Genomic DNA, 20162 nt, shown 5'->3' with positions numbered 1-20162 from the left:
CGTGTATCATTTCCGTTAGTCATTATTTTTTTGAACGGAATGAATATGGATACATTACGCATTGGCTTAGTTTCTGTTTCCGATCGCGCCTCCAGCGGTGTTTACCAGGATAAAGGCCTCCCGGCACTGGAAGAGTGGCTGGCGCAGGCGCTGACCACCCCTTTTACCATCGAAAAGCGGCTTGTCCCGGACGAACAGAGCATCATTGAACAGACACTGTGTGAGCTAGTGGACGAGATGAGCTGCCATCTGGTCCTGACGACGGGCGGCACCGGTCCTGCGCGCCGTGATGTCACTCCTGATGCAACACTTGCCATTGCTGACCGCGAAATGCCGGGGTTTGGCGAACAGATGCGTCAAATCAGCCTCAACTTTGTGCCTACCGCCATTCTCTCCCGCCAGGTGGGGGTGATTCGCAAGCAGGCGCTGATCCTCAATTTACCGGGGCAGCCAAAATCCATCAAAGAGACACTTGAAGGGGTGAAGCAGGCGGACGGGCAGGTAACCGTGCCAGGTATTTTTGCCAGTGTACCGTATTGTGTACAGCTTCTCGACGGGCCATATATCGAAACCGATCCCAAAGTCGTAGCGGCTTTTCGCCCAAAAAGTGCAAGACGCGAGACAATATCCTAAAAATAGTGGTTTTTTAAATTAAGTCATGCGGGCACTGGAGTGTTGATTTATTTACGGTATAGTAATTTTTAATTTACAGTTTGCGTAAAAACGAAATCAACACTTCCTCTTTACAAATGGTCCGCTATGTCAAACTACACACGTCCCCTCAATAAGCAGGATTACAAAACCCTCACGCTTGCCGCGTTAGGCGGTGCGCTTGAGTTCTATGACTTCATCATTTTTGTTTTCTTTGCCGCCGTTGTCGGTGAGCTGTTTTTCCCGGCGGATATCCCGGAGTGGCTGCGTCAGGTGCAGACATTCGGCATCTTTGCCGCAGGTTATCTGGCGCGCCCGTTGGGCGGTATCGTGATGGCCCATTTTGGCGATCTGGTGGGGCGTAAGAAGATGTTCACCCTGAGCATCTTGCTGATGGCGGTGCCTACGCTGGCGATTGGCTTGCTGCCGACGTATGCCTCTATGGGCATCGTTGCGCCGTTGCTGCTGCTATTGATGCGTGTCTTGCAGGGGGCGGCGATTGGCGGCGAAGTGCCGGGTGCGTGGGTGTTTGTGGCGGAACATGTGCCGGAACGCCGTATCGGGATTGCCTGCGGAACATTAACCGCCGGGCTGACGGTGGGGATCCTGCTTGGCTCTGTGGTCGCTACCCTGATCAATACCAGCATGACGCAGCAGGCGATTCACGATGGTGGATGGCGTATACCTTTCCTGCTGGGCGGTGCGTTTGGCCTGGTGGCAATGTATTTGCGCCGTTGGTTGCAAGAGACGCCGATTTTCCTTGAAATGCAGCAGCGTAAAGCACTGGCGCAAGAGCTACCGGTGAAAGCCGTCGTCATGAAGCATAAGAAAGCGGTGGTGATCTCGATGCTGCTGACCTGGCTACTGTCGGCCGGGATCGTAGTGGTGATTTTGATGTCGCCCGTCTGGCTGCAAAAACAGTATGGTTTCGCGCCAGCCTTAACCCTGCAGGCGAACAGTATCGCGACCATTATGCTCTGTTTCGGCTGTTTGACCGCCGGGCTGGTGGTGGATCGCGTTGGTCCCAGCAAAACCTTTATTGTCGGCAGCATTATGCTGGCCTGCTCAAGCTGGTTCTTCTATCACCTGACGGGCAGCCACCCGGAGCAGCTTTTTGCCTTGTATGGGCTGGTCGGGTTCTGCGTTGGGGTTGTCGGAGCCGTACCCTATGTGATGGTTCGCGCTTTCCCGGCGGAAGTGCGTTTTACCGGGATCTCCTTCTCCTATAACGTCTCTTACGCCATTTTTGGCGGGCTGACGCCGATTGCGGTGACGATGCTAATGGGGGTTTCGCCAATGGCGCCCGCCTGGTATGTACTGGCGCTGTCGCTGATTGGCCTGGGGTTGGGGTTATGGCTGCGCCAGGACCTGGTTGCTACCGAGAGCCCGGCGTTGGCGAAATCCACGCGCTAAGTGCGCGTTTGGAAAGAAAGCGCCATCGGACGATGGCACTGAGAAAGATTAGTGCGAAGGCGTGTAGCTCAGGACGATATTGTCATCCGGGATCTGGGTGAAATCCTTGATGATAGTGTGATAATCCGCCAGCGGATCGATGTCTTTAAACAGCTCCGGGTAGAAAATCTTACTTAACGTTTCAATCGCGATAATGTTGTACGGATTATTGTAGAAGTGGTGATAGAGCGCGCCGGTATGACCCTGAGTAACGGCAGGAATGCTGCTGACCCCCTGGCGTGCCAGTAAGGCATTGAAGGCGGTTGCCACTTCTTTTTCGTCCACGTTGTAGCCGAACGGAATGATCGCCGTTCCTTTACCCGGGCGTTTTGAACCGGTCATCAGGTAGTAGTCCGGGTTCATGGAGATGATTTTTTCCACTGACACATTACCGGTTGCCCCTGGCAGCAGTTGTGAACCAATGTTCACACCGCCCGCCGCTTCGACCAGACCGCCCCAGCCATTACGGGCATGGGTAAAGCAGCAACCATTATCCAGCCCTGCGACACCCGCGATCGGTTCGATAAACACCAGCGGTTTTTTGTGAGCGTTGGCCAGACGCTGATGCAGTATATCCAGACGTTGCTGATAGAAAGTGATGTACTGTTGCGCGCGCTCATTTTGGCCGAGCACTTTACCGAGCAGCGCGATACCTGGCAGGGTGTTTTCTACCGGATGCAGTTCGTAATCGACAAACACCACCGGCACATGCAGTGCCTCCAGTTTTGCCAGCACACCGCTTTGTACCAGTGAAGGTTTAGCGCGGAGCTGGGCAATCATCAGATCCGGATGGCGCGAGATGATGGTCTCCAGATCAACATTCCCCTGATCCGAAAACTGCATGTCCAGGATCTTCTCGGCTTCCGGCCATTTGCGCTTAAGGACGTTCCAGGTTTCCGTATCCTGTTTTTTCGGCAGGTTGTTCCACGCCACCACTTTGGCAAAGGGGTTGTCGCGCTCCAGCAGCGCCAGCGCCAGGATATCGCGGCCATCCTGCAAGATGATGCGCTGCGGCTCCTTAGGGATCGTGACGCTGCGGTTATCCAGATCCGTCACCGTGACCGGCCAGTTTTGCGCCATCGCCAGCAGGGGAGCAAAGATCAGCGCGATCCCCATGATTGTCTTTTTCAGATTCATCTCTTTCCCGTCTTATGACTGTTTTAGGTTGTTAATCCATCGACCACCACGTGTGGTAGTCCCTGCGAACAATATTCGACCCGGCCTTTTACCCCGTAGACTGCCGCCAGGTTCGCGGGCGTGACGACCTCGCCTGGAATGCCGCTGGCAACCAGCGCGCCGTTTTTTAGCATCACCGCATATTCGGCATGGCGCAGCGCAATGTTGATGTCATGGATCACCACCACCGTCACAATGTTACGCAGGCGCGTTTCGCGGGCGACGATGTCCATTACGTGGAACTGGTAGTTCAGATCGAGTGCGCTCAGCGGCTCGTCTAACAGCAGCAGGTCCGGTTTGCGAATCAGCGACTGGGCAAGGCCAATCAACTGTTTCTGTCCGCCGGAAAGCTGGTCTAAAAAGCTCATCGCCAGGTGCGAAATACCGAGCTTATGCAGAATGTCGTAGGCCTCCTGTTCGACGTTATCGCCGCCATAGAAGCCGCTGGCGCGTCGGGCGACGATAATCGACTCCAGCGCATGCAGATGCACGCCCTGTGGCAAGGATTGCGGCAGATAAACCACCTTTTGCGCCCGCTTTGCCGGGGAGAGGGCCATTAAATCTTCGCCATTCAGCCACAGTTGTCCCTGGGCCGGGTTGAGATCGGCAAGCGCACGTAGCAGGGTGGATTTGCCGGAGCCATTCGGCCCCAGCAGAGCGGTGATTTGCCCGCGTGGCAGCATCGGGGTGGTTAGCCCGTCGATAATTTTCTTTTTGCGATAGCCGGTATGCAGGGCGTGGATGCGCAGTCCGTCGGTCATATATTCCCCCGATGGCGAATGATGATGCTCAGGAAGAAGGGGACGCCGACCAGGGAGGTAACAATACCGACGGGAATGATGACGCCGGAGACAATGTTCTTCGATAACACGGACGCCAGTGAGAGCACCAGTGCGCCAATCAACATGCTGCCGGGCAGGTAAAAGCGGTGGTCTTCACCAAACAGCATTCGCGAGATATGCGGCGCCACCAGGCCAATAAAGCCAACAGGCCCAACAAAGGCCACGGTCAGCGCGGAGATGATACTGATACGCAGCAGCGTCGCCATACGCAGTTGGCGCACATTGATACCAAAACTGACGGCCCGGTCTTCCCCCAGACGCAGGGCGGTAAGCTTCCAGGCATTTTTCATCGACAGCGGAACGATGAGAAGCAGGGCGATGCTCAGAATTGCGAGCTTGTCCCATGAGGCGCGAGCCAGACTGCCCATGGTCCAGAAGACGAGCCCCTGCAATGTATCTTCGCTGGCCACAAATTGCAGAATGGAGATCAGCGCATTGAAGGTAAATACCAGCGCAATGCCAAACAGCACTACGCCGGAGGTCGCCACCCGTATCCAGCGGCTAATGCCATCAAGAATAAAGCAGGCCAGCAGGGCGAAAACAAAGGCATTAACCGAGATAACCCACTGATCGGGAATGCCTGGAATACCCAGGCCAAGAATGATAGCCAGCGCGGCACCAAATGACGCGGCGGAGGAGACCCCGAGGGTAAACGGGCTGGCGAGCGGGTTATTGAGGATGGTTTGCATCTCTGCCCCCGCCAGACCGAGCGCCATTCCGACCACGATCGCCATTAAGGCAATGGGCAGGCGTAACTCCCAGACAATAACGCGGGTGCCCGCATCGGCAGACCCGGCATCAACCAGCGCATGCCAGAGTGCGGAAAGAGAGAGCCCGGAAGGGCCAATAGTGAAATCGAGAATCAGTGAAAAGAGAATAAACGCCAGTATCGCGCCTGCCAGCGCAAAACGCCGCAGCACGACTTTTCTGTAATGTGACGACACGGCGGATTCGTCAGGCTTGATACTGGCGACAAGAGGGGAACTCATTGGCTTACCTTATGCAACACAACAGAATCGATGTATCCCCCAACGTTCCTGTTCAGGCTGTTGCATGATATCCAATATCCGGGATGCTCCCGGCGACCATATTAGAAATGATAATGCTTATCAATTAAATGGGATTTTTATTACCATCTCGTTTAGCTTCGGTTATGGTTTTGGTCGAAAAACGCGCATTCTGCCAGGTTCCCAGCGCGCGCGAGGTGGCGTACGCCCCGGCGATGGAGAGTGCCGCAGGCACCAGGAAACTGTGGTCCATTCGCGTGGACTCCATCACTAAGGCGAGTGTGGTGACGGGCATATTCGCTGAAGCGGCCAGGAACCCGGCAGCACCCAACAGGGCGAAACTTTCCATATCGCTACCGGGGAAAAGCGGCCCGACAAGCATAAACAGTAATGACCCCAGCAGACCGCCGACGGCAAGGCCCGGTGTCAACAATCCGCCAGCCGCCCCTGCACGTAGTACGGCGCTGATAACCAATACTTTGAGTACCAGTAAAACCACCGCGAGCCAGGCCGTCATTTCGCCACTCAGCGCCAGTTGCGCAGCACCTTTACCGTTGCCCGGAAGCTGTGGGAACCAGACGGAAAAAATACCCAGCAACGTAAAGGCAATCAGACTGACAGCAGGCATTTGCCAGTTATCCTGAACTTTGCAGCTCGCATATTGGGTGAGGCGGCGAAAAAGAAAAGCGCCCGCGCCCAGCAATGGGCCACAAAGCACGCTCCAGAAAATTAATGATGAGGCAGCGAACTCCGTTGTGAAGTGATACTGATGTTCATCTCCCAGCCCCAGCGTGGCGACCCAGGCCGCCAGCGCCGATGTGACCAGCGCCGCGATAGCCGCATCCCAGCTAAAACGCACCAACAAAACTTCAAGCGTAAAGATAGCACCCGCCAGCGGCACGTTATATACCGCAGCCAGCCCTGCACCCGCACCGCAGGCGGTCATCAGTTGGATATCGGCAGGGGAAAGGTGCAATCTCCGCGCAGCGCCTCCGGCGAACAGGGCGCCCGCTTCACGTGGAGCGACTTCGCGCCCGAGCGGTGAGCCCATCGCTACGGTGATGATTTGCAGCAGAATATGAACAAGTGTGGTGAGTGGCGGCATCGGTTTGTCCGGATTGCTTACCGCCGTACTGATGCTGACGCGCTTTTTGCCATAACGGGCAAGCAGCCACCATCCTCCCCCGGCAACGATGCCTGCGGCGACCAACACGATAAAGCGTCGCTGTGCACTGGCGTCGCTTACGCCCTGCAAAAAGGTCTGTGGGCTTATCAATACATTCTGGCTATAGCCATACGCGAGGTGCTGAATTTCATGTAGCAACATGGCAAGCAACATACCGCTAAGCCCGGCCATGACCCCGGTGAGAAGAAGCGCAACCCAGCGTTGTAACCAGTAAGCACGGCCCTGGAAAAGCGTAGTCATTGTCAGATTCTGTCTGCGAAGAAGTGCCGTCATCATCCCATAAAGTGGATGAATGCGTAATCAACAGGAAGGCAAAAACGGGGGAATTCGTGCCTGCAGTGCAGGCACGAAGAAGGGATTAGTGCTGCCCTTGTTCGCCAATTGGCAGAACGGTACGGCCATATTGCTCGTTGAGGACTTCACCCATCGCCAGGTAGATAGCGCTTGCGCCACATACCAGACCAATCCAGCCGGCGACATGAACGATGCCTTCGTTGTCTGCCAGGTGACCTACCGCCAGCAGTGCGAACAGCACGGTCAGGCTCAGGAAGACGAACTGCAGCATACGTGCGCCTTTCAGCGTGCCGAAGAACATAAACAGGGTGAACACACCCCAGATACCCAGGTAGACACCCAGGAAATGGCCATTCGCTGCATCTGCCAGACCCATTTTAGGCAGCAGAAGAATCGCAACCAGGGTGAGCCAGAAAGAACCGTAAGAGGTAAATGCGGTTAAACCGAAGGTGTTGCCTTTTTTATATTCCAGCAGCCCCGCAAAAATCTGCGCGATACCACCGTAGAAAATACCCATAGCCAGGATAATACCATCCAGCGGGAACATGCCAATATTGTGCAGGTTAAGCAGAATAGTGGTCATGCCGAAGCCCATAAGGCCCAGCGGAGCCGGATTAGCCAACTTGATGTTGCCCATAATTCCTCAAAATAAATCAACATTGAAGGATGAAATGTATTCCCCGCGTCTATATAGAGGAGGCGGGGCGCGGCATCATAAATAGCGTCACTGGCTGTGTCTATGATCTGAACAGGTGGAAATTAAAAATTTTTTTATTCCTTACCCCTTGATGAGCTTCGTTGCGACCCCATCTTGTAGTCAACCGCAATGTGTGGACCTGAAAAAAAACGAACGAGGGTAGTTGAAACCGCACGATTCGCCCTTATTACAGGTTCACAACCACATGTTGACCGAATTTTTAGTGGAGACGTTTAGATGGGTAAAATTATTGGTATCGACCTGGGTACTACCAACTCTTGTGTAGCGATTATGGATGGCACTACCGCGCGTGTGCTGGAGAATGCCGAGGGCGACCGCACCACGCCTTCTATCATTGCTTATACCCAGGATGGTGAAACTCTGGTTGGTCAGCCGGCTAAACGTCAGGCAGTGACAAACCCGCAAAACACCCTGTTTGCGATTAAACGCCTGATTGGCCGCCGCTTCCAGGACGAAGAAGTTCAGCGCGACGTTTCTATCATGCCGTACAAAATCATCGCTGCTGACAACGGTGACGCATGGCTTGATGTGAAAGGCACCAAAACTGCACCGCCGCAGATCTCTGCCGAAGTGCTGAAAAAAATGAAGAAAACGGCTGAAGATTACCTGGGTGAGCCAGTAACTGAAGCGGTTATCACCGTACCGGCATACTTCAACGATGCGCAGCGTCAGGCAACTAAAGATGCTGGCCGTATCGCGGGTCTGGAAGTCAAACGTATTATCAACGAACCGACTGCCGCTGCACTGGCTTACGGTCTGGATAAAGAAGTGGGCAACCGTACTATCGCGGTCTACGACCTCGGTGGCGGTACCTTCGATATCTCTATTATCGAAATCGACGAAGTTGATGGCGAAAAAACCTTCGAAGTTCTGGCAACCAACGGTGATACCCACCTGGGTGGTGAAGACTTCGACAGCCGTCTGATCAACTACCTGGTTGAAGAATTCAAGAAAGATCAGGGCATTGACCTGCGCAACGACCCGCTGGCGATGCAGCGTCTGAAAGAAGCAGCAGAAAAAGCGAAAATTGAGCTTTCTTCCGCTCAGCAGACCGATGTGAACCTGCCGTACATTACTGCAGACGCCACTGGTCCGAAACACATGAACATCAAAGTGACTCGCGCGAAACTGGAAAGCCTGGTCGAAGACCTGGTGAACCGTTCCATCGAGCCGCTGAAAGTTGCGCTGCAGGACGCTGGCCTGTCTGTATCCGACGTGCAGGACGTTATCCTGGTCGGCGGTCAGACCCGTATGCCGATGGTGCAGAAGAAAGTCGCTGAGTTCTTTGGTAAAGAGCCGCGTAAAGACGTTAACCCGGACGAAGCTGTTGCTATCGGTGCTGCGGTCCAGGGTGGTGTGTTGACCGGTGATGTGAAAGACGTGCTGCTGCTTGACGTTACTCCGCTGTCGCTGGGTATCGAAACCATGGGCGGCGTGATGACTGCGCTGATCAACAAGAACACCACTATCCCGACCAAGCACAGCCAGGTGTTCTCTACTGCGGAAGACAACCAGTCTGCGGTAACCATCCATGTGCTGCAGGGTGAACGTAAACGTGCGTCTGATAACAAATCTCTGGGTCAGTTCAACCTGGATGGTATCAACCCGGCACCGCGCGGCATGCCGCAGATCGAAGTGACTTTCGATATTGATGCTGACGGTATTCTGCACGTATCTGCGAAAGACAAAAACAGCGGTAAAGAGCAGAAGATCACCATCAAGGCATCTTCTGGCCTGAACGAGGAAGAAATTCAGAAAATGGTTCGCGAAGCAGAAGCGAACGCTGAATCTGACCGTAAGTTCGAAGAGCTGGTTCAGACCCGTAACCAGGGTGACCACCTGCTGCACAGCACCCGTAAGCAGGTTGAAGAAGCTGGCGACAAACTGCCAGCAGAAGATAAAACCGCTATCGAAGCTGCGCTGACCGCGCTGGAAACGTCTCTCAAAGGCGAAGACAAAGCGGATATCGAAGCGAAAATGCAGGCTCTGGCTCAGGCTTCTCAGAAACTGTTGGAAATCGCACAGCAGCAGCACGCACAGCAGCAGGCTGGTGGCGCTGACGCTTCTGCGAACAACGCGAAAGACGACGATGTTGTCGACGCTGAGTTCGAAGAAGTAAAAGATAAAAAATAATCGCCCTGATGCAGGGTAATTAATCGGCACGGGCGTAGGAGATTTCTCCACGCCCGTGCTCGCATGTTAGGGGTAGATAAAAAAAGATGGCGAAACAAGACTACTACGAGATTTTGGGCGTTTCCAAAACAGCGGAAGAGCGCGAAATCAAGAAGGCGTACAAGCGCCTGGCCATGAAATATCACCCGGACCGTAACCAGGGTGATAAAGAGGCCGAAGCCAAATTTAAAGAGATCAAAGAAGCGTACGAAGTTCTGACCGACGCGCAAAAGCGTGCTGCGTATGACCAGTATGGCCATGCGGCGTTTGAACAAGGCGGCATGGGCGGCGGTGGATTCGGCGGCGGCGGCTTTGGCGGCGGCGCTGACTTTAGCGATATCTTTGGCGATGTCTTCGGCGATATTTTTGGCGGTGGCCGTGGTCGCCAGCGTGCGGCGCGTGGCGCCGATTTACGTTACAACATGGAATTGACGCTGGAAGAAGCCGTTCGCGGCGTCAGTAAAGAGATCCGTATCCCGACGCTGGAAGAGTGTGACGTTTGCCACGGCAGCGGCGCGAAAGCCGGTACCCAGCCGCAGACCTGTCCGACCTGTCATGGTTCTGGCCAGGTGCAGATGCGCCAGGGGTTCTTCGCCGTTCAGCAGACCTGTCCGCACTGTCAGGGGCGCGGTACGCTGATTAAAGATCCGTGCAATAAATGTCACGGTCATGGTCGCGTAGAAAAAACCAAAACCCTGTCCGTTAAAATTCCGGCAGGCGTGGACACGGGCGATCGCATCCGTCTGGCGGGTGAGGGTGAAGCGGGTGAGCACGGCGCACCGGCAGGCGATCTGTACGTTCAGGTGCAGGTGAAACAGCACGCTATCTTTGAGCGTGAAGGTAACAACCTGTACTGTGAAGTCCCCATTAACTTTGCTATGGCGGCGTTGGGGGGAGAAATCGAGGTTCCGACGCTGGATGGTCGCGTCAATCTGAAGATCCCTGGCGAAACTCAGACCGGCAAGCTGTTCCGCATGCGCGGTAAAGGCGTGAAATCGGTACGCGGCGGTGCGCAGGGCGATCTGCTGTGTCGTGTGGTGGTTGAAACGCCGGTTGGCCTGAACGATAAGCAGAAACAACTGCTTAAGGATTTACAGGAAAGCTTTGGTGGACCGACAGGTGAACACAACAGCCCGCGCTCCAAAAGCTTCTTCGACGGTGTCAAAAAGTTCTTTGATGACCTGACGCGTTAATCAGGTATAACTTTTAGAGGGTTGCTTAACGCAACCCTTTTTTATTGCCTCCGCAGCCATAAACGGCTTATCACTTATCTTGTTTTATGGATCTCTCCTTGCCGCCGTGGTGTGAAAAAAATTACATCGAACGGCGTGTTATGTTATTAACGTAAACCCCCGAATTATTCCTTCTACTAAATTGAATTACCTTCCTGCTGGTCGTAAAAAACAAATTTTAGTGCAATTTCTTATTTTCATAGGTTAACGATACGAAAAACAACATTTTCTGACACCTGCATTTTAACGGCTTAGCTAATCCATCAATGTGATATCTCTATCACAAACCAATTTGTTCTTTTTAATAAACTGGCCTCGTTTTCATTCTTGCCTGAGATCGTTTTTATTATTGAAGTATTCACGTTAACTATAATAATGAGGAATGCATTATATGCCCCAAAAAAAGGGAAAGTTGCTGGCGTGTGCCCTGATATCGACGACCGCATTATGCAGTCTCCCTGCATGGTCTCTGGAGTATAAAGGGGCTTTTGGTTCTATAAATGCCGGTTATGCTGACTGGAATAGCGGTTTTGAAAATGTTCATCGTGGTGAAGTATGGAAAGCAACTGCCGATTTTGGCGTTAATTTCCGCGAAGCAGAAATTTATTCATTTTTTGAAAGCAATGTCTTAAATCACTCCGTTGAGGGACGAAACCATACCGTATCGGCGATGGCCCATGTCCGTCTCTTCGATTCTGACTACTCCTTTTTCGGAAAACTATATGGTCAGTGGGACAACTCATGGAGCGATGATTTAGATATGTTCTATGGGCTTGGCTATCTGGGCTGGCAAGGGAAATCGGGTTTTTTTAAACCCTATATTGGATTGCATAACCAGTCCGGGGATTATTACTCAAAAAAATATGGGCAAACCAGTGGCTGGAACGGTTACGTTATTGGCTGGACCGCAGCATACTTCTTCAATGCTTTTAATGAGAAGTTTGTATTGTCGAACTGGAATGAAATTGAGCTCGACAGAAATGATGCATACGCCGAACAACAGCATGGGCATACCGGAATTAATGGTGGTTTAACATTAGCATGGAAATTTTATCCCCGCTGGAAAGCATCTGTCACCTGGCGTTATTTTGATAATAAACTTGGTTATGATGGATTCGGCGATCAAATGATTTATATGTTGGGCTATGAGTTTTAATTTTTCAGAGGATCTGAAATGAAGAAAACATTTGTTGCCAGTATGATTGGTCTGGCGTTATATGCAGGAAGCACAATCTCTCCCGTTCATGCCGCAGAGGCGAAACGCCCTAATTTGGTGATAATTTTAACGGATGATTTAGGCTACGGTGATCTGGGGACTTATGGTCATCAAATTGTCAAAACGCCAAACATCGATAAATTAGCACAGGAGGGCGTCAAATTTACCGATTACTACGCCCCCGCGCCGCTCTGTTCGCCTTCACGTGCGGGCTTACTCACAGGGCGTATGCCTTTCCGCACCGGTATTCGTTCCTGGATACCGGCAGGCAAAGATGTGTCGATTGGTCGTAACGAAGTCACCATCGCGAATTTATTACGTGAGCAAGGTTACGATACGGCGTTAATGGGCAAATTACACCTTAACGCCGGGGCGGATCGCACAGACCAGCCGCAGGCTAAAGATGTTGGGTTTGATTATTCACTGGTTCACGCCGGTGGATTTATCACTAACGAACGACTGGCAAATGCAAAAGAGCGCCCTCGCTACGGCGCCGTTTATCCGGATGCCTTTATTCGCAACGGTAAGCCCATCGGCGAAGCGAAATTACTGAGCGGTGAGCTGGTCAGTACCGAAGTGGTGAACTGGCTGGACGAGCGCGAGAAGAAGAAAGAGGACAAACCGTTCTTCCTGTACGTTGCCTTCACCGAAGTACACACCCCTGTCGCGTCGCCGAAGAAATACCTCGATATGTATTCGCAATATATGAGCGAATTTCAGAAGAAACACCCGGATATGTATTACGGCGATTGGGCGGATAAACCCTGGCGTGGACCGGGTGAGTACTATGCCAATATCAGCTATATGGATGAGCAGGTAGGTAAAGTCGTAGAAAAAATTAAGGCGATGGGTGAAGAAGACAATACCATCATTATCTTTACCAGTGATAACGGACCGGTAACGCGTGAAGTTCGCAAAGTCTACGAACTGAACATGGCCGGTGAGACCGACGGCCTGCGCGGACGTAAAGATAATCTCTGGGAAGGGGGCATACGTGTTCCAGCGATCATTAAATATGGCAAGCATCTGCCGCAGGGGATGGTAACCGACACGCCGGCTTCCGGGTTGGACTGGATGCCGACACTCGCACAGATGATGAAATTTGATCTGCCAAAAGATCGCACTATTGACGGTCAGTCTCTGACGCCTGTCTTCGAGAAGGCTGAGCTGAAACGCGAGAAACCGCTGATTTTTGGTATTGATATGCCTTTCCAGGACGATCCGACCGACCTGTGGGCGCTTCGCGACGGAGACTGGAAAATGATCATCGACCGCGAAGGGAAGGCAAAATATCTCTACAACCTCAAACAGGATCGGGCTGAAACCATGAACCAGATCGGCAAAAATCCAGAGGTTGAAAAGCGTCTGTATGAGGAATTCCTGAAATATAAGCAGGATATTGATAACGATTCACTGATGAAAGCGCGCGGTGAAAAACCTACGCCAGTTACCTGGGGTTAAACGCATTTAATAATAAAAAGAAGTAATTATGCCACTTAGGGCACTGCCCGCCCGATCTTTCATATAGAGGGATCGGGTTATTTTTATTTCAGGGACGAACATCATGTTAAGAAAAAGCTGCCAGGTCATGGTCAAACCCACCGGTTCGGTATGCAACCTTGATTGCCAGTACTGTTTTTATCTCGAAAAAGAGAAGCTTTACCCTGAGAGAAATAAAAATTTCCGCATGAGCGAAAGCACCCTTGAGCGCTTCATTGCCCAGCATATCGCTGCGCAGGATGTTGACGAGGTGATTTTCGCCTGGCAGGGAGGCGAACCCACGCTGATGGGGATAGCGTTTTATCAGCAGGCCATCGCGCTACAAAAACGCTATGCCAATGGCAAACAGATTGTGAACACCTTTCAGACCAATGGAATACTCATCGACGATCGCTGGGCTGAGTTTTTCCGTGAGAACGCCTTTCTGGTTGGCATCTCAATTGATGGTGATGCGGCGTTGCATGATGCATGGCGGGTGACGCGAGCGGGAAAACCAACGCATGAAAAAGTAGAGCGCGCGATCTATCTTCTTGCCCGCCATGAGGTTGCATTTAATACCCTCACAGTGGTTAACGCGGCAAACGCGGCCCACCCGCTTCGGGTTTACCGCTATCTGAAATCGCTGGGTAGTCAGTACATGCAGTTTATCCCGTTGGTGGAGCGAAGAAGCAAAACGCCTGACACTGCATCACTGGCCCATCCGCAGGAACCGCAAGCGGAGATGATGCCCTGGTCAGTGGGCTCTCTGGCGTTTGGCGAATTTCTTTCGACGATTTTTGATGTGTGGATCCGGGAGGATATCGGCGACATTTCTGTGCAACTCTTTGATCAAACTCTTGCGGCGTGGTGTCGATTGCCGCCTCAGGTTTGCGTGTTTGCCCCGACATGCGGCAGTGCTTTTGCTATGGAAATGAACGGCGATGTGTATAACTGCGATCATTATGTCTATCCGCAGTACAAACTTGGCAATATCAATAACACTACCATCAGAGAGATGAACAACAGCCGGCAAAACCACACGTTTGGCGAAGCGAAAAACAAATACCTTTCTCGTGAGTGTCACTCCTGCCCATGGCTGTTTGCCTGCAATGGCGGTTGCCCGAAACATCGTTTTTTGCCTCAGGCAGAGGGATCATTCCCGCAAAATTATCTTTGCCAGGGCTATCAGCACTTCTTTTCTCATACCTCCGCGTTAATGCAAGCGATGAAAACCCTGTTTGAAAATGGATACTCGCCGGCAGATATAAGGTATGTTTTATCGGCAAACTGAGCATTTCAGGGAGGAAACGCAATGTTTGGTCATCATGATGTCGACTGCTGCAAAACTTTTGGCTGCAAAAATCTGGGTATCCTGAATAGCCCCGATTACCAACCGCAGGGGAAAGATATGCTTTGCCGCGAATGTGGTTTTACCTTTCCACGGATTTCCAGACACGCTTTGAATGTTTTTCGTACGGCTGTCAATAAAGAGTGGAAGGGATTAATAAAACAGTGCCCTTTTTGTGGCGGGACGGCTTTTAAACGACACGGTTATTCTTCGCAAGGTAAAAGCCGACTCCTCTGCCGTCATTGCAGCAGAACCTTCCTTTTTACGCCGGTGAGTCTGGAAAAAGAGAATTTAAGCGAGTTGCGTAAAGGCATTGCGGCAGGCGCTACTTTGATAGATCTTCGCAGAGAGCTGCGTCTGGACAGTACCGCCCTGAGCCGACAATTTTCCCGACTGGCGCGGCAGGTTAATAGCCTTCAATCACAATGTCTTTTCCAGGCATATGACATTGCTTTGTGTACGCGCGCTTTTGTTCTGCCTTATCTGGGTTCGGGCAATTTGCTCTATATTCTGGTGACCGCCGAGGCGGATAGCGGCAACGTTGTTGCCGTCTCCACCAATTACTCGCCAGTCTGCGTAGAAAAAGAATATCAGTACACTCACAGTTTTACCGAGCGCTCATTGAGCGGAACGTTTGCCCACATCGTTCAACGAAAAGAGAAGCTGACTGCGCAACGGGCGACGTTATTCGATATTGATTACGGCATGGCCACATTGCGTAAAAACGATGCAGGGATGATAGTGAAGCCCGTTTTGCCTGCTTATCGTCATTTTGAGTTGGTGAAAAAATTGACGGATGAAAGGTCTATCAATGTTCAGCATTTTCTTGAACACGAATGCTTTATTTATGGCGGATGCCTGATAGCCAATCACGATGACGTGGTGCGTGGACGATGCCATATATCGTTTGTTGCTGAGCGCGGGCTTGTCGCGCAGCAGCAGGCGCGGCCACCGCGATATTTTCTGGCGGGAGGTATTCGTAACAATGTCTGGCGCTATTTTTCCACGCCTGACTACGCGATGGCCGTCTCCAATTTGACCGGCAGTAAAAAACCTGGAGAATTGTGTCGTGCGACGCTGTTACCCGCGACGCGATTTATTCATTATGTCGAGTCGCATCCTTTTTACGCTCAGATGACGCGCCTTTCCCCGGCAAATCTGACAATGGTCCTTGATTTTATGAAGTATGAATACAACCAGACCCGCACGGTACTGCCGCTCGAGCCTTCTCTCTGCCACTAGAATATCCCCCCTATTCAGGCGAAGTATGCAAAGCCTGAACACCTCATTGATAACCGTATTATCATATAAACTCGGTAAAACCGAGTTTATCCCAAAAATTTATCTGATTTTATCGATGATTCTGGCGGGGTAATATAAGCGCCCCAGGGAGTCGTAAATCGAGAGAAGACCATGAAATTTCTACAACGTTTTTTTAGCAGTGATATCTCAGGCGGGATTGTCCTCATCATTGCTGCCGTACTGGCGATGTTTTGCGCCAATCTGGATGTGACCAAAGCAGGTTATCAAGCTTTCCTTGATACACCGGTTGCGTTCAAGTTTGCAGCGCTGGAAATCAATAAAAATATGCTGTTATGGATAAATGATGCGCTTATGGCGGTCTTTTTCCTGATGGTCGGCCTTGAAGTGAAATATGAGCTGATGCAAGGTTCGCTTGCCAGTCGTCAACAGGCTATTTTTCCGGTGATTGCCGCCCTGGGCGGTATGGTGGCACCAGCGCTGATATTTCTGGCGTTTAACATGCACGATCCGCTGGCGCGTCACGGCTGGGCTATTCCTGCGGCGACGGATATCGCCTTTGCCCTTGGCGTTCTGGCACTGCTCGGCGATCGCATTCCCCCGGCGCTGAAAATCTTCCTGATGGCGCTGGCGATTATCGATGATCTGGGTGCGATCATTATTATCGCGCTGTTTTACACCAGCGATCTCTCGCTGGTATCGCTGGGCGTTGCGGCGGCGGCCATCGTGGCGCTGGCGGTACTGAATGCCCTTAATGTTCGCCGGATCGGCATCTATATGCTGGTGGGCATAGTGTTGTGGACTGCGGTGTTGAAATCGGGCATTCATGCCACGTTGGCCGGGGTCGTACTGGGCTTCTTCATTCCTCTGAAAGAGGAGAATGGCGTCTCTCCGGCCCGTCAGGTGATTGATGCGATCCACCCCTGGGTTGGCTGGCTGATTTTGCCCCTGTTTGCCTTTGCTAATGCGGGCGTATCGCTTGAAGGGGTGACCTTTGCCGGGCTGACGTCGCTGTTGCCAATGGGGGTGATTGCTGGTCTGTTTATCGGTAAACCCGTCGGCATAACCATTTTTTGTTGGCTGGCGCTTCGTCTCAAACTGGCAAAACTGCCGCAGGGGGCGGCGTTTAAACAAATAATGGCGGTCGGCGTGCTGTGCGGTATTGGTTTTACCATGTCGATTTTCATCGCTACCCTCGCGTTTGGTGACGTCGATACACATATGGTTGCCTGGGCGAAATTAGGCATTCTTACCGGTTCAATCCTGGCGGCGGTGGTGGGATACTGTCTGCTGCGTTCGCGTATAGTCCGCTAATTCCTGAAGGGGAAGGCGAACGATAGCCTTCCCGAAAACGTCACTCAGGGAGCGAAGACACGATGTCGAACATCAATTACAACCATCTGTACTACTTCTGGCAGGTATACCGCGCGGGGTCCGTTGTCGGTGCTGCGGAAGCGTTATATCTCACGCCACAAACCATCACCGGGCAAATAAAAGCGCTGGAAGAGCGCCTGCAGGGCAAGCTCTTTAAGCGCCGGGGAAGGGGGCTGGAACCAACGGAACTTGGTGAGCTGGTTTTTCGTTACGCCGATAAGATGTTTACGCTAAGCCAGGAAATGCTGGATATCGTTAATTATCGCAAAGAGTCACATTTGTTGTTTGACGTCGGGGTAGCGGATGCGCTGTCAAAACAACTTGTGAGCGGTATTCTTGAGGCTGCGGTTCAGGAAGGCGAGCCTATCCATTTACGCTGTTTTGAATCCACCCATGAAATGCTGCTCGAACAGTTGAGCCAGCATAAGCTCGATATGATTATTTCAGATTGCCCGATAGATTCTACCCATCAGGAAGGGCTCTTTTCGGTGAAGATTGGCGAATGCAGCGTCAGCTTCTGGTGCCAGAAACCGGCACTTAAAAAGCCTTTTCCTGCCTGCCTTGAAGAACGCCGTTTGCTGATTCCAGGCCGCCGGTCGATGCTTGGGCGTAAGTTACTCAACTGGTTTAATTCGCAGGGGCTGAATGTTGAAGTGCTGGGCGAGTTTGATGATGCGGCGTTGATGAAATCGTTTGGCGCAGCGCACAATGCCATTTTTGTGGCTCCGACGCTCTATGCAAAAGACTATTTTGCGGATGAGAATATCGTCGAAATTGGCCGAGTGGATAACGTGATGGAAGAGTACCACGCCATTTTTGCCGAACGAATGATTCAGCACCCCGCCGTACAGCGTATTTGTAACCGTGATTACTCCCGGCTATTTCATGACCTCTGATGATACGCGCCATATTTCGTTAACCACCGAAGCATGACTTTTTCAGCACGGTAGATTTATCTCTCCTACCCATACAGGAGATAAATCATGATTGCTGTACTTTTCGAAGCCGACGCGGTTGCGGCAAAGCAAGAGCGCTACCTTGAGCTGGCTGCGGAACTGAAACCGCTGCTTGCCGATATCGATGGCTTTATCGCGATTGAACGTTTTCAAAGCCTGACCACACCGGGGAAGATACTTTCGTTATCCTGGTGGCGTGATGAGGAAGCCATTCAGACATGGAAAAATAATCATTTTCACCGTGAGGCGCAGACGGAGGGGCGCGAGGCAATTTTTTCGTTTTATCGCATCCGTATTGCCCGTCTGGAACGGGAATATTCATCGGAAAACCGGAGGTAAGGTGATGTACGATATTTATGTAGTACTCAAAAACCTGCCGGGTGAGCTGGCGAAACTGGGCAAAACGCTGGGCAGTAACGGTATCGGCCTTGAGGGTGGTGGTGTCTTTACCCACAATAATGAAGGGCATGCCCACTTTCTGGTGGAAGAGGGCATACGGGCGAAAGCGGTACTGGAGCAACACGGTTTTGATGTCCGCGAGCTGCGCAGGCCTGTGATCCGTAAGCTCAAACAGGAGCGGCCCGGCGAGCTGGGCGAGATAACGGCAAAGCTTGCATCCCATGGCGTAAATATTCTCGTGCAGTATAGCGATCATGCAAATCAGCTCATACTGGTGACGGATAATGATCTCGTTGCCAGCGAGGCAACAGAACCCTGGGCGGTTTATGCAACTTCATCCTGAACATCTTTCTGATGACGACGCACTTGAGCTTTCGGTCGCGGCAGTTGCCGCAGCGATGGCCGATCCATCACGCGTGAAAATGCTGTGTGCGCTGATGGATGGGCGGGCATGGACGGCAACGGAATTGAGTGTGGCGGCAGGCGTTGCGGCCTCCACCGCCAGCGCACATTTGAGTAAGCTGGTTGACAGCCAACTGGTCTGTTTCCTGTCACAGGGGCGTCATCGTTACTACCGTCTGGCAGGCCAGGAGGTTGCCCGGTTGATTGAAATGATGATGGGCATTTCCTGGCGGCAGGATAAACCTTTAACCACACGCACGCCCGTGGCGCTGCGGCATGCGCGCACCTGTTACGATCATCTGGCTGGTGAGCTGGCGGTAAACATTTATGACGCGCTGGTGGCGAAAGATTACCTGACCGCGGATGGTGCGTCGCTTACCGAAGCAGGGCTGGCATTTTTTATCCGGATGGGTTTACCGCTGGAAAATAAATCAACGCGTAAACGTAGCTGTGCCTGTCTTGACTGGAGCGAGCGGCGCTTTCATCTGGGCGGGCATGCAGGAGCGGTGTTGCTTATTTATTTTGAAACGAAGGGGTGGATCCGCAGGACGCCCGGGTTTCGTGAAGTTGCGCTGACTGCGAAAGGTCGGCAGGGGTTACAGACATTACTCGGCATCGACGTCGGGTAGCAGGCATAAAAAAACCCGCTTTACGCGGGTTCTTTCACAAAGTACAACAAGCGGGCGATTAAGCCAGTTTGCTGATCTGTGCAGTCAGGTTTGCTTTATGACGCGCAGCTTTGTTTTTGTGGATCAGACCTTTAGCGGCCTGGCGATCCACGATCGGTTGCATTTCGTCAAATGCTTTCTGTGCAGCAGCTTTGTCGCCAGCTTCGATCGCAGCGTACACTTTCTTGATGAAAGTACGCATCATAGAGCGACGGCTTGCGTTGTGTTTGCGAGCCTTTTCAGACTGAACGGCGCGCTTCTTAGCTGATTTGATATTAGCCAAGGTCCAACTCCCAAATATGATCTATATGGACAATTCAAAGGCCGAGG

19 protein-coding genes are annotated in these 20162 nt (G+C 52.1%); 13 read left to right on the top strand and 6 right to left on the bottom strand.

Annotated elements, in window-relative coordinates; genetic code table 11:
- Window positions 1–45 precede the first annotated feature (45 nt).
- On the top strand, window positions 46–633 hold the full coding sequence (gene mog, locus ABU190_RS15195; protein WP_354691739.1) for a molybdopterin adenylyltransferase: 588 nt from the start codon (window positions 46–48) through the stop codon (window positions 631–633).
- Between the two features lie 126 nt (window positions 634–759).
- Window positions 760–2064 carry an MFS transporter gene (locus tag ABU190_RS15190; protein ID WP_039078281.1) on the top strand — a complete coding sequence of 435 codons (1305 nt, stop codon included), beginning with the start codon at window positions 760–762 and terminating at the stop codon, window positions 2062–2064.
- Window positions 2065–2112: 48 nt separating this feature from the next.
- On the opposite strand, the gene ABU190_RS15185 is transcribed toward ABU190_RS15190, so the two are convergent.
- The 5 genes from ABU190_RS15185 to satP all read right to left on the bottom strand — a co-directional run bounded on the left by ABU190_RS15185 (window position 2113) and on the right by satP (window position 7245).
- Window positions 2113–3240: an ABC transporter substrate-binding protein gene (locus tag ABU190_RS15185; protein WP_354691738.1), complete on the bottom strand. Its 1128-nt coding sequence runs from the start codon at window positions 3238–3240 to the stop codon at window positions 2113–2115.
- Between the two features lie 23 nt (window positions 3241–3263).
- Window positions 3264–4040 (bottom strand): ABC transporter ATP-binding protein, encoded by a 777-nt coding sequence (locus ABU190_RS15180; RefSeq protein WP_193795076.1) that lies wholly within the window; start codon window positions 4038–4040, stop codon window positions 3264–3266.
- A complete protein-coding gene (locus tag ABU190_RS15175; RefSeq protein ID WP_354691737.1) occupies window positions 4037–5110 on the bottom strand; it encodes an iron ABC transporter permease in 1074 nt (357 codons plus the stop codon). Before ABU190_RS15175 ends, ABU190_RS15180 begins: the two co-directional genes overlap by 4 nt.
- A gap of 124 nt (window positions 5111–5234) precedes the next feature.
- Complete coding sequence (locus tag ABU190_RS15170) at window positions 5235–6554, bottom strand: chloride channel protein (RefSeq protein WP_354691736.1); 1320 nt, start codon at window positions 6552–6554, stop codon at window positions 5235–5237.
- A gap of 118 nt (window positions 6555–6672) precedes the next feature.
- On the bottom strand, window positions 6673–7245 hold the full coding sequence (gene satP / locus ABU190_RS15165) for an acetate uptake transporter (protein ID WP_039078285.1): 573 nt from the start codon (window positions 7243–7245) through the stop codon (window positions 6673–6675).
- 297 nt (window positions 7246–7542) lie between these two features.
- On the opposite strand from satP, the gene dnaK reads away from it, so the two are divergent.
- The 11 genes from dnaK to ABU190_RS15110 all read left to right on the top strand — a co-directional run bounded on the left by dnaK (window position 7543) and on the right by ABU190_RS15110 (window position 19793).
- The gene (gene dnaK, locus ABU190_RS15160; protein WP_039078286.1) at window positions 7543–9459 is read left to right on the top strand and encodes a molecular chaperone DnaK; all 1917 of its coding nucleotides are present in this window, start codon (window positions 7543–7545) and stop codon (window positions 9457–9459) included.
- A gap of 86 nt (window positions 9460–9545) precedes the next feature.
- Window positions 9546–10691 carry a molecular chaperone DnaJ gene (gene dnaJ, locus ABU190_RS15155; protein ID WP_039078287.1) on the top strand — a complete coding sequence of 382 codons (1146 nt, stop codon included), beginning with the start codon at window positions 9546–9548 and terminating at the stop codon, window positions 10689–10691.
- Window positions 10692–11121: 430 nt separating this feature from the next.
- Window positions 11122–11886 carry an outer membrane protein OmpK gene (locus tag ABU190_RS15150; RefSeq protein ID WP_039078288.1) on the top strand — a complete coding sequence of 255 codons (765 nt, stop codon included), beginning with the start codon at window positions 11122–11124 and terminating at the stop codon, window positions 11884–11886.
- Window positions 11887–11904: 18 nt separating this feature from the next.
- Window positions 11905–13407: a sulfatase-like hydrolase/transferase gene (locus ABU190_RS15145; protein ID WP_071193607.1), complete on the top strand. Its 1503-nt coding sequence runs from the start codon at window positions 11905–11907 to the stop codon at window positions 13405–13407.
- 103 nt (window positions 13408–13510) lie between these two features.
- Complete coding sequence (locus ABU190_RS15140; RefSeq protein WP_071193608.1) at window positions 13511–14716, top strand: anaerobic sulfatase maturase; 1206 nt, start codon at window positions 13511–13513, stop codon at window positions 14714–14716.
- Window positions 14717–14737: 21 nt separating this feature from the next.
- Window positions 14738–16015, top strand: a complete 1278-nt coding sequence (locus ABU190_RS15135; protein WP_354691735.1) for a cytoplasmic protein — start codon at window positions 14738–14740, stop codon at window positions 16013–16015.
- A 171-nt stretch (window positions 16016–16186) separates the two neighbouring features.
- Window positions 16187–17347 (top strand): Na+/H+ antiporter NhaA, encoded by a 1161-nt coding sequence (nhaA, locus tag ABU190_RS15130; protein ID WP_071193610.1) that lies wholly within the window; start codon window positions 16187–16189, stop codon window positions 17345–17347.
- 62 nt (window positions 17348–17409) lie between these two features.
- Entirely contained in the window at window positions 17410–18303 is an 894-nt protein-coding gene (gene nhaR, locus ABU190_RS15125) for a transcriptional activator NhaR (RefSeq protein WP_039078293.1), read from the top strand.
- Window positions 18304–18390: 87 nt separating this feature from the next.
- Window positions 18391–18702 (top strand): antibiotic biosynthesis monooxygenase, encoded by a 312-nt coding sequence (locus ABU190_RS15120; protein WP_071193611.1) that lies wholly within the window; start codon window positions 18391–18393, stop codon window positions 18700–18702.
- A gap of 4 nt (window positions 18703–18706) precedes the next feature.
- The gene (locus tag ABU190_RS15115; protein ID WP_354691734.1) at window positions 18707–19105 is read left to right on the top strand and encodes an amino acid-binding protein; all 399 of its coding nucleotides are present in this window, start codon (window positions 18707–18709) and stop codon (window positions 19103–19105) included.
- On the top strand, window positions 19089–19793 hold the full coding sequence (locus ABU190_RS15110; RefSeq protein WP_107224024.1) for a winged helix-turn-helix domain-containing protein: 705 nt from the start codon (window positions 19089–19091) through the stop codon (window positions 19791–19793). The genes ABU190_RS15115 and ABU190_RS15110 overlap by 17 nt, the downstream gene beginning before the upstream one ends.
- A 58-nt stretch (window positions 19794–19851) precedes the next feature.
- On the opposite strand, the gene rpsT is transcribed toward ABU190_RS15110, so the two are convergent.
- Complete coding sequence (rpsT, locus tag ABU190_RS15105; RefSeq protein WP_039078297.1) at window positions 19852–20115, bottom strand: 30S ribosomal protein S20; 264 nt, start codon at window positions 20113–20115, stop codon at window positions 19852–19854.
- Window positions 20116–20162: the final 47 nt, after the last annotated feature.

The sequence above is a fragment of the Phytobacter sp. RSE-02 genome (assembly GCF_040578655.1).
GTDB lineage: Bacteria > Pseudomonadota > Gammaproteobacteria > Enterobacterales > Enterobacteriaceae > Phytobacter > Phytobacter diazotrophicus.
The sequence above is the reverse complement of the archived record's forward strand: the minus strand, read 5'-3'. Positions and strand labels throughout refer to the sequence as shown.

Excerpts from the sequence above, each read along its gene's own strand:
- mog (WP_354691739.1), top strand. The coding sequence starts at position 46 with ATGGATACATTACGCATTGGCTTAGTTTCTGTTTCCGATCGCGCCTCC.
- ABU190_RS15190 (WP_039078281.1), top strand. The coding sequence starts at position 760 with ATGTCAAACTACACACGTCCCCTCAATAAGCAGGATTACAAAACCCTC.
- ABU190_RS15185 (WP_354691738.1), bottom strand. The coding sequence starts at position 3,240 with ATGAATCTGAAAAAGACAATCATGGGGATCGCGCTGATCTTTGCTCCC.
- ABU190_RS15180 (WP_193795076.1), bottom strand. The coding sequence starts at position 4,040 with ATGACCGACGGACTGCGCATCCACGCCCTGCATACCGGCTATCGCAAA.
- ABU190_RS15175 (WP_354691737.1), bottom strand. The coding sequence starts at position 5,110 with ATGAGTTCCCCTCTTGTCGCCAGTATCAAGCCTGACGAATCCGCCGTG.
- ABU190_RS15170 (WP_354691736.1), bottom strand. The coding sequence starts at position 6,554 with ATGACTACGCTTTTCCAGGGCCGTGCTTACTGGTTACAACGCTGGGTT.
- satP (WP_039078285.1), bottom strand. The coding sequence starts at position 7,245 with ATGGGCAACATCAAGTTGGCTAATCCGGCTCCGCTGGGCCTTATGGGC.
- dnaK (WP_039078286.1), top strand. The coding sequence starts at position 7,543 with ATGGGTAAAATTATTGGTATCGACCTGGGTACTACCAACTCTTGTGTA.
- dnaJ (WP_039078287.1), top strand. The coding sequence starts at position 9,546 with ATGGCGAAACAAGACTACTACGAGATTTTGGGCGTTTCCAAAACAGCG.
- ABU190_RS15150 (WP_039078288.1), top strand. The coding sequence starts at position 11,122 with ATGCCCCAAAAAAAGGGAAAGTTGCTGGCGTGTGCCCTGATATCGACG.
- ABU190_RS15145 (WP_071193607.1), top strand. The coding sequence starts at position 11,905 with ATGAAGAAAACATTTGTTGCCAGTATGATTGGTCTGGCGTTATATGCA.
- ABU190_RS15140 (WP_071193608.1), top strand. The coding sequence starts at position 13,511 with ATGTTAAGAAAAAGCTGCCAGGTCATGGTCAAACCCACCGGTTCGGTA.
- ABU190_RS15135 (WP_354691735.1), top strand. The coding sequence starts at position 14,738 with ATGTTTGGTCATCATGATGTCGACTGCTGCAAAACTTTTGGCTGCAAA.
- nhaA (WP_071193610.1), top strand. The coding sequence starts at position 16,187 with ATGAAATTTCTACAACGTTTTTTTAGCAGTGATATCTCAGGCGGGATT.
- nhaR (WP_039078293.1), top strand. The coding sequence starts at position 17,410 with ATGTCGAACATCAATTACAACCATCTGTACTACTTCTGGCAGGTATAC.
- ABU190_RS15120 (WP_071193611.1), top strand. The coding sequence starts at position 18,391 with ATGATTGCTGTACTTTTCGAAGCCGACGCGGTTGCGGCAAAGCAAGAG.
- ABU190_RS15115 (WP_354691734.1), top strand. The coding sequence starts at position 18,707 with ATGTACGATATTTATGTAGTACTCAAAAACCTGCCGGGTGAGCTGGCG.
- ABU190_RS15110 (WP_107224024.1), top strand. The coding sequence starts at position 19,089 with ATGCAACTTCATCCTGAACATCTTTCTGATGACGACGCACTTGAGCTT.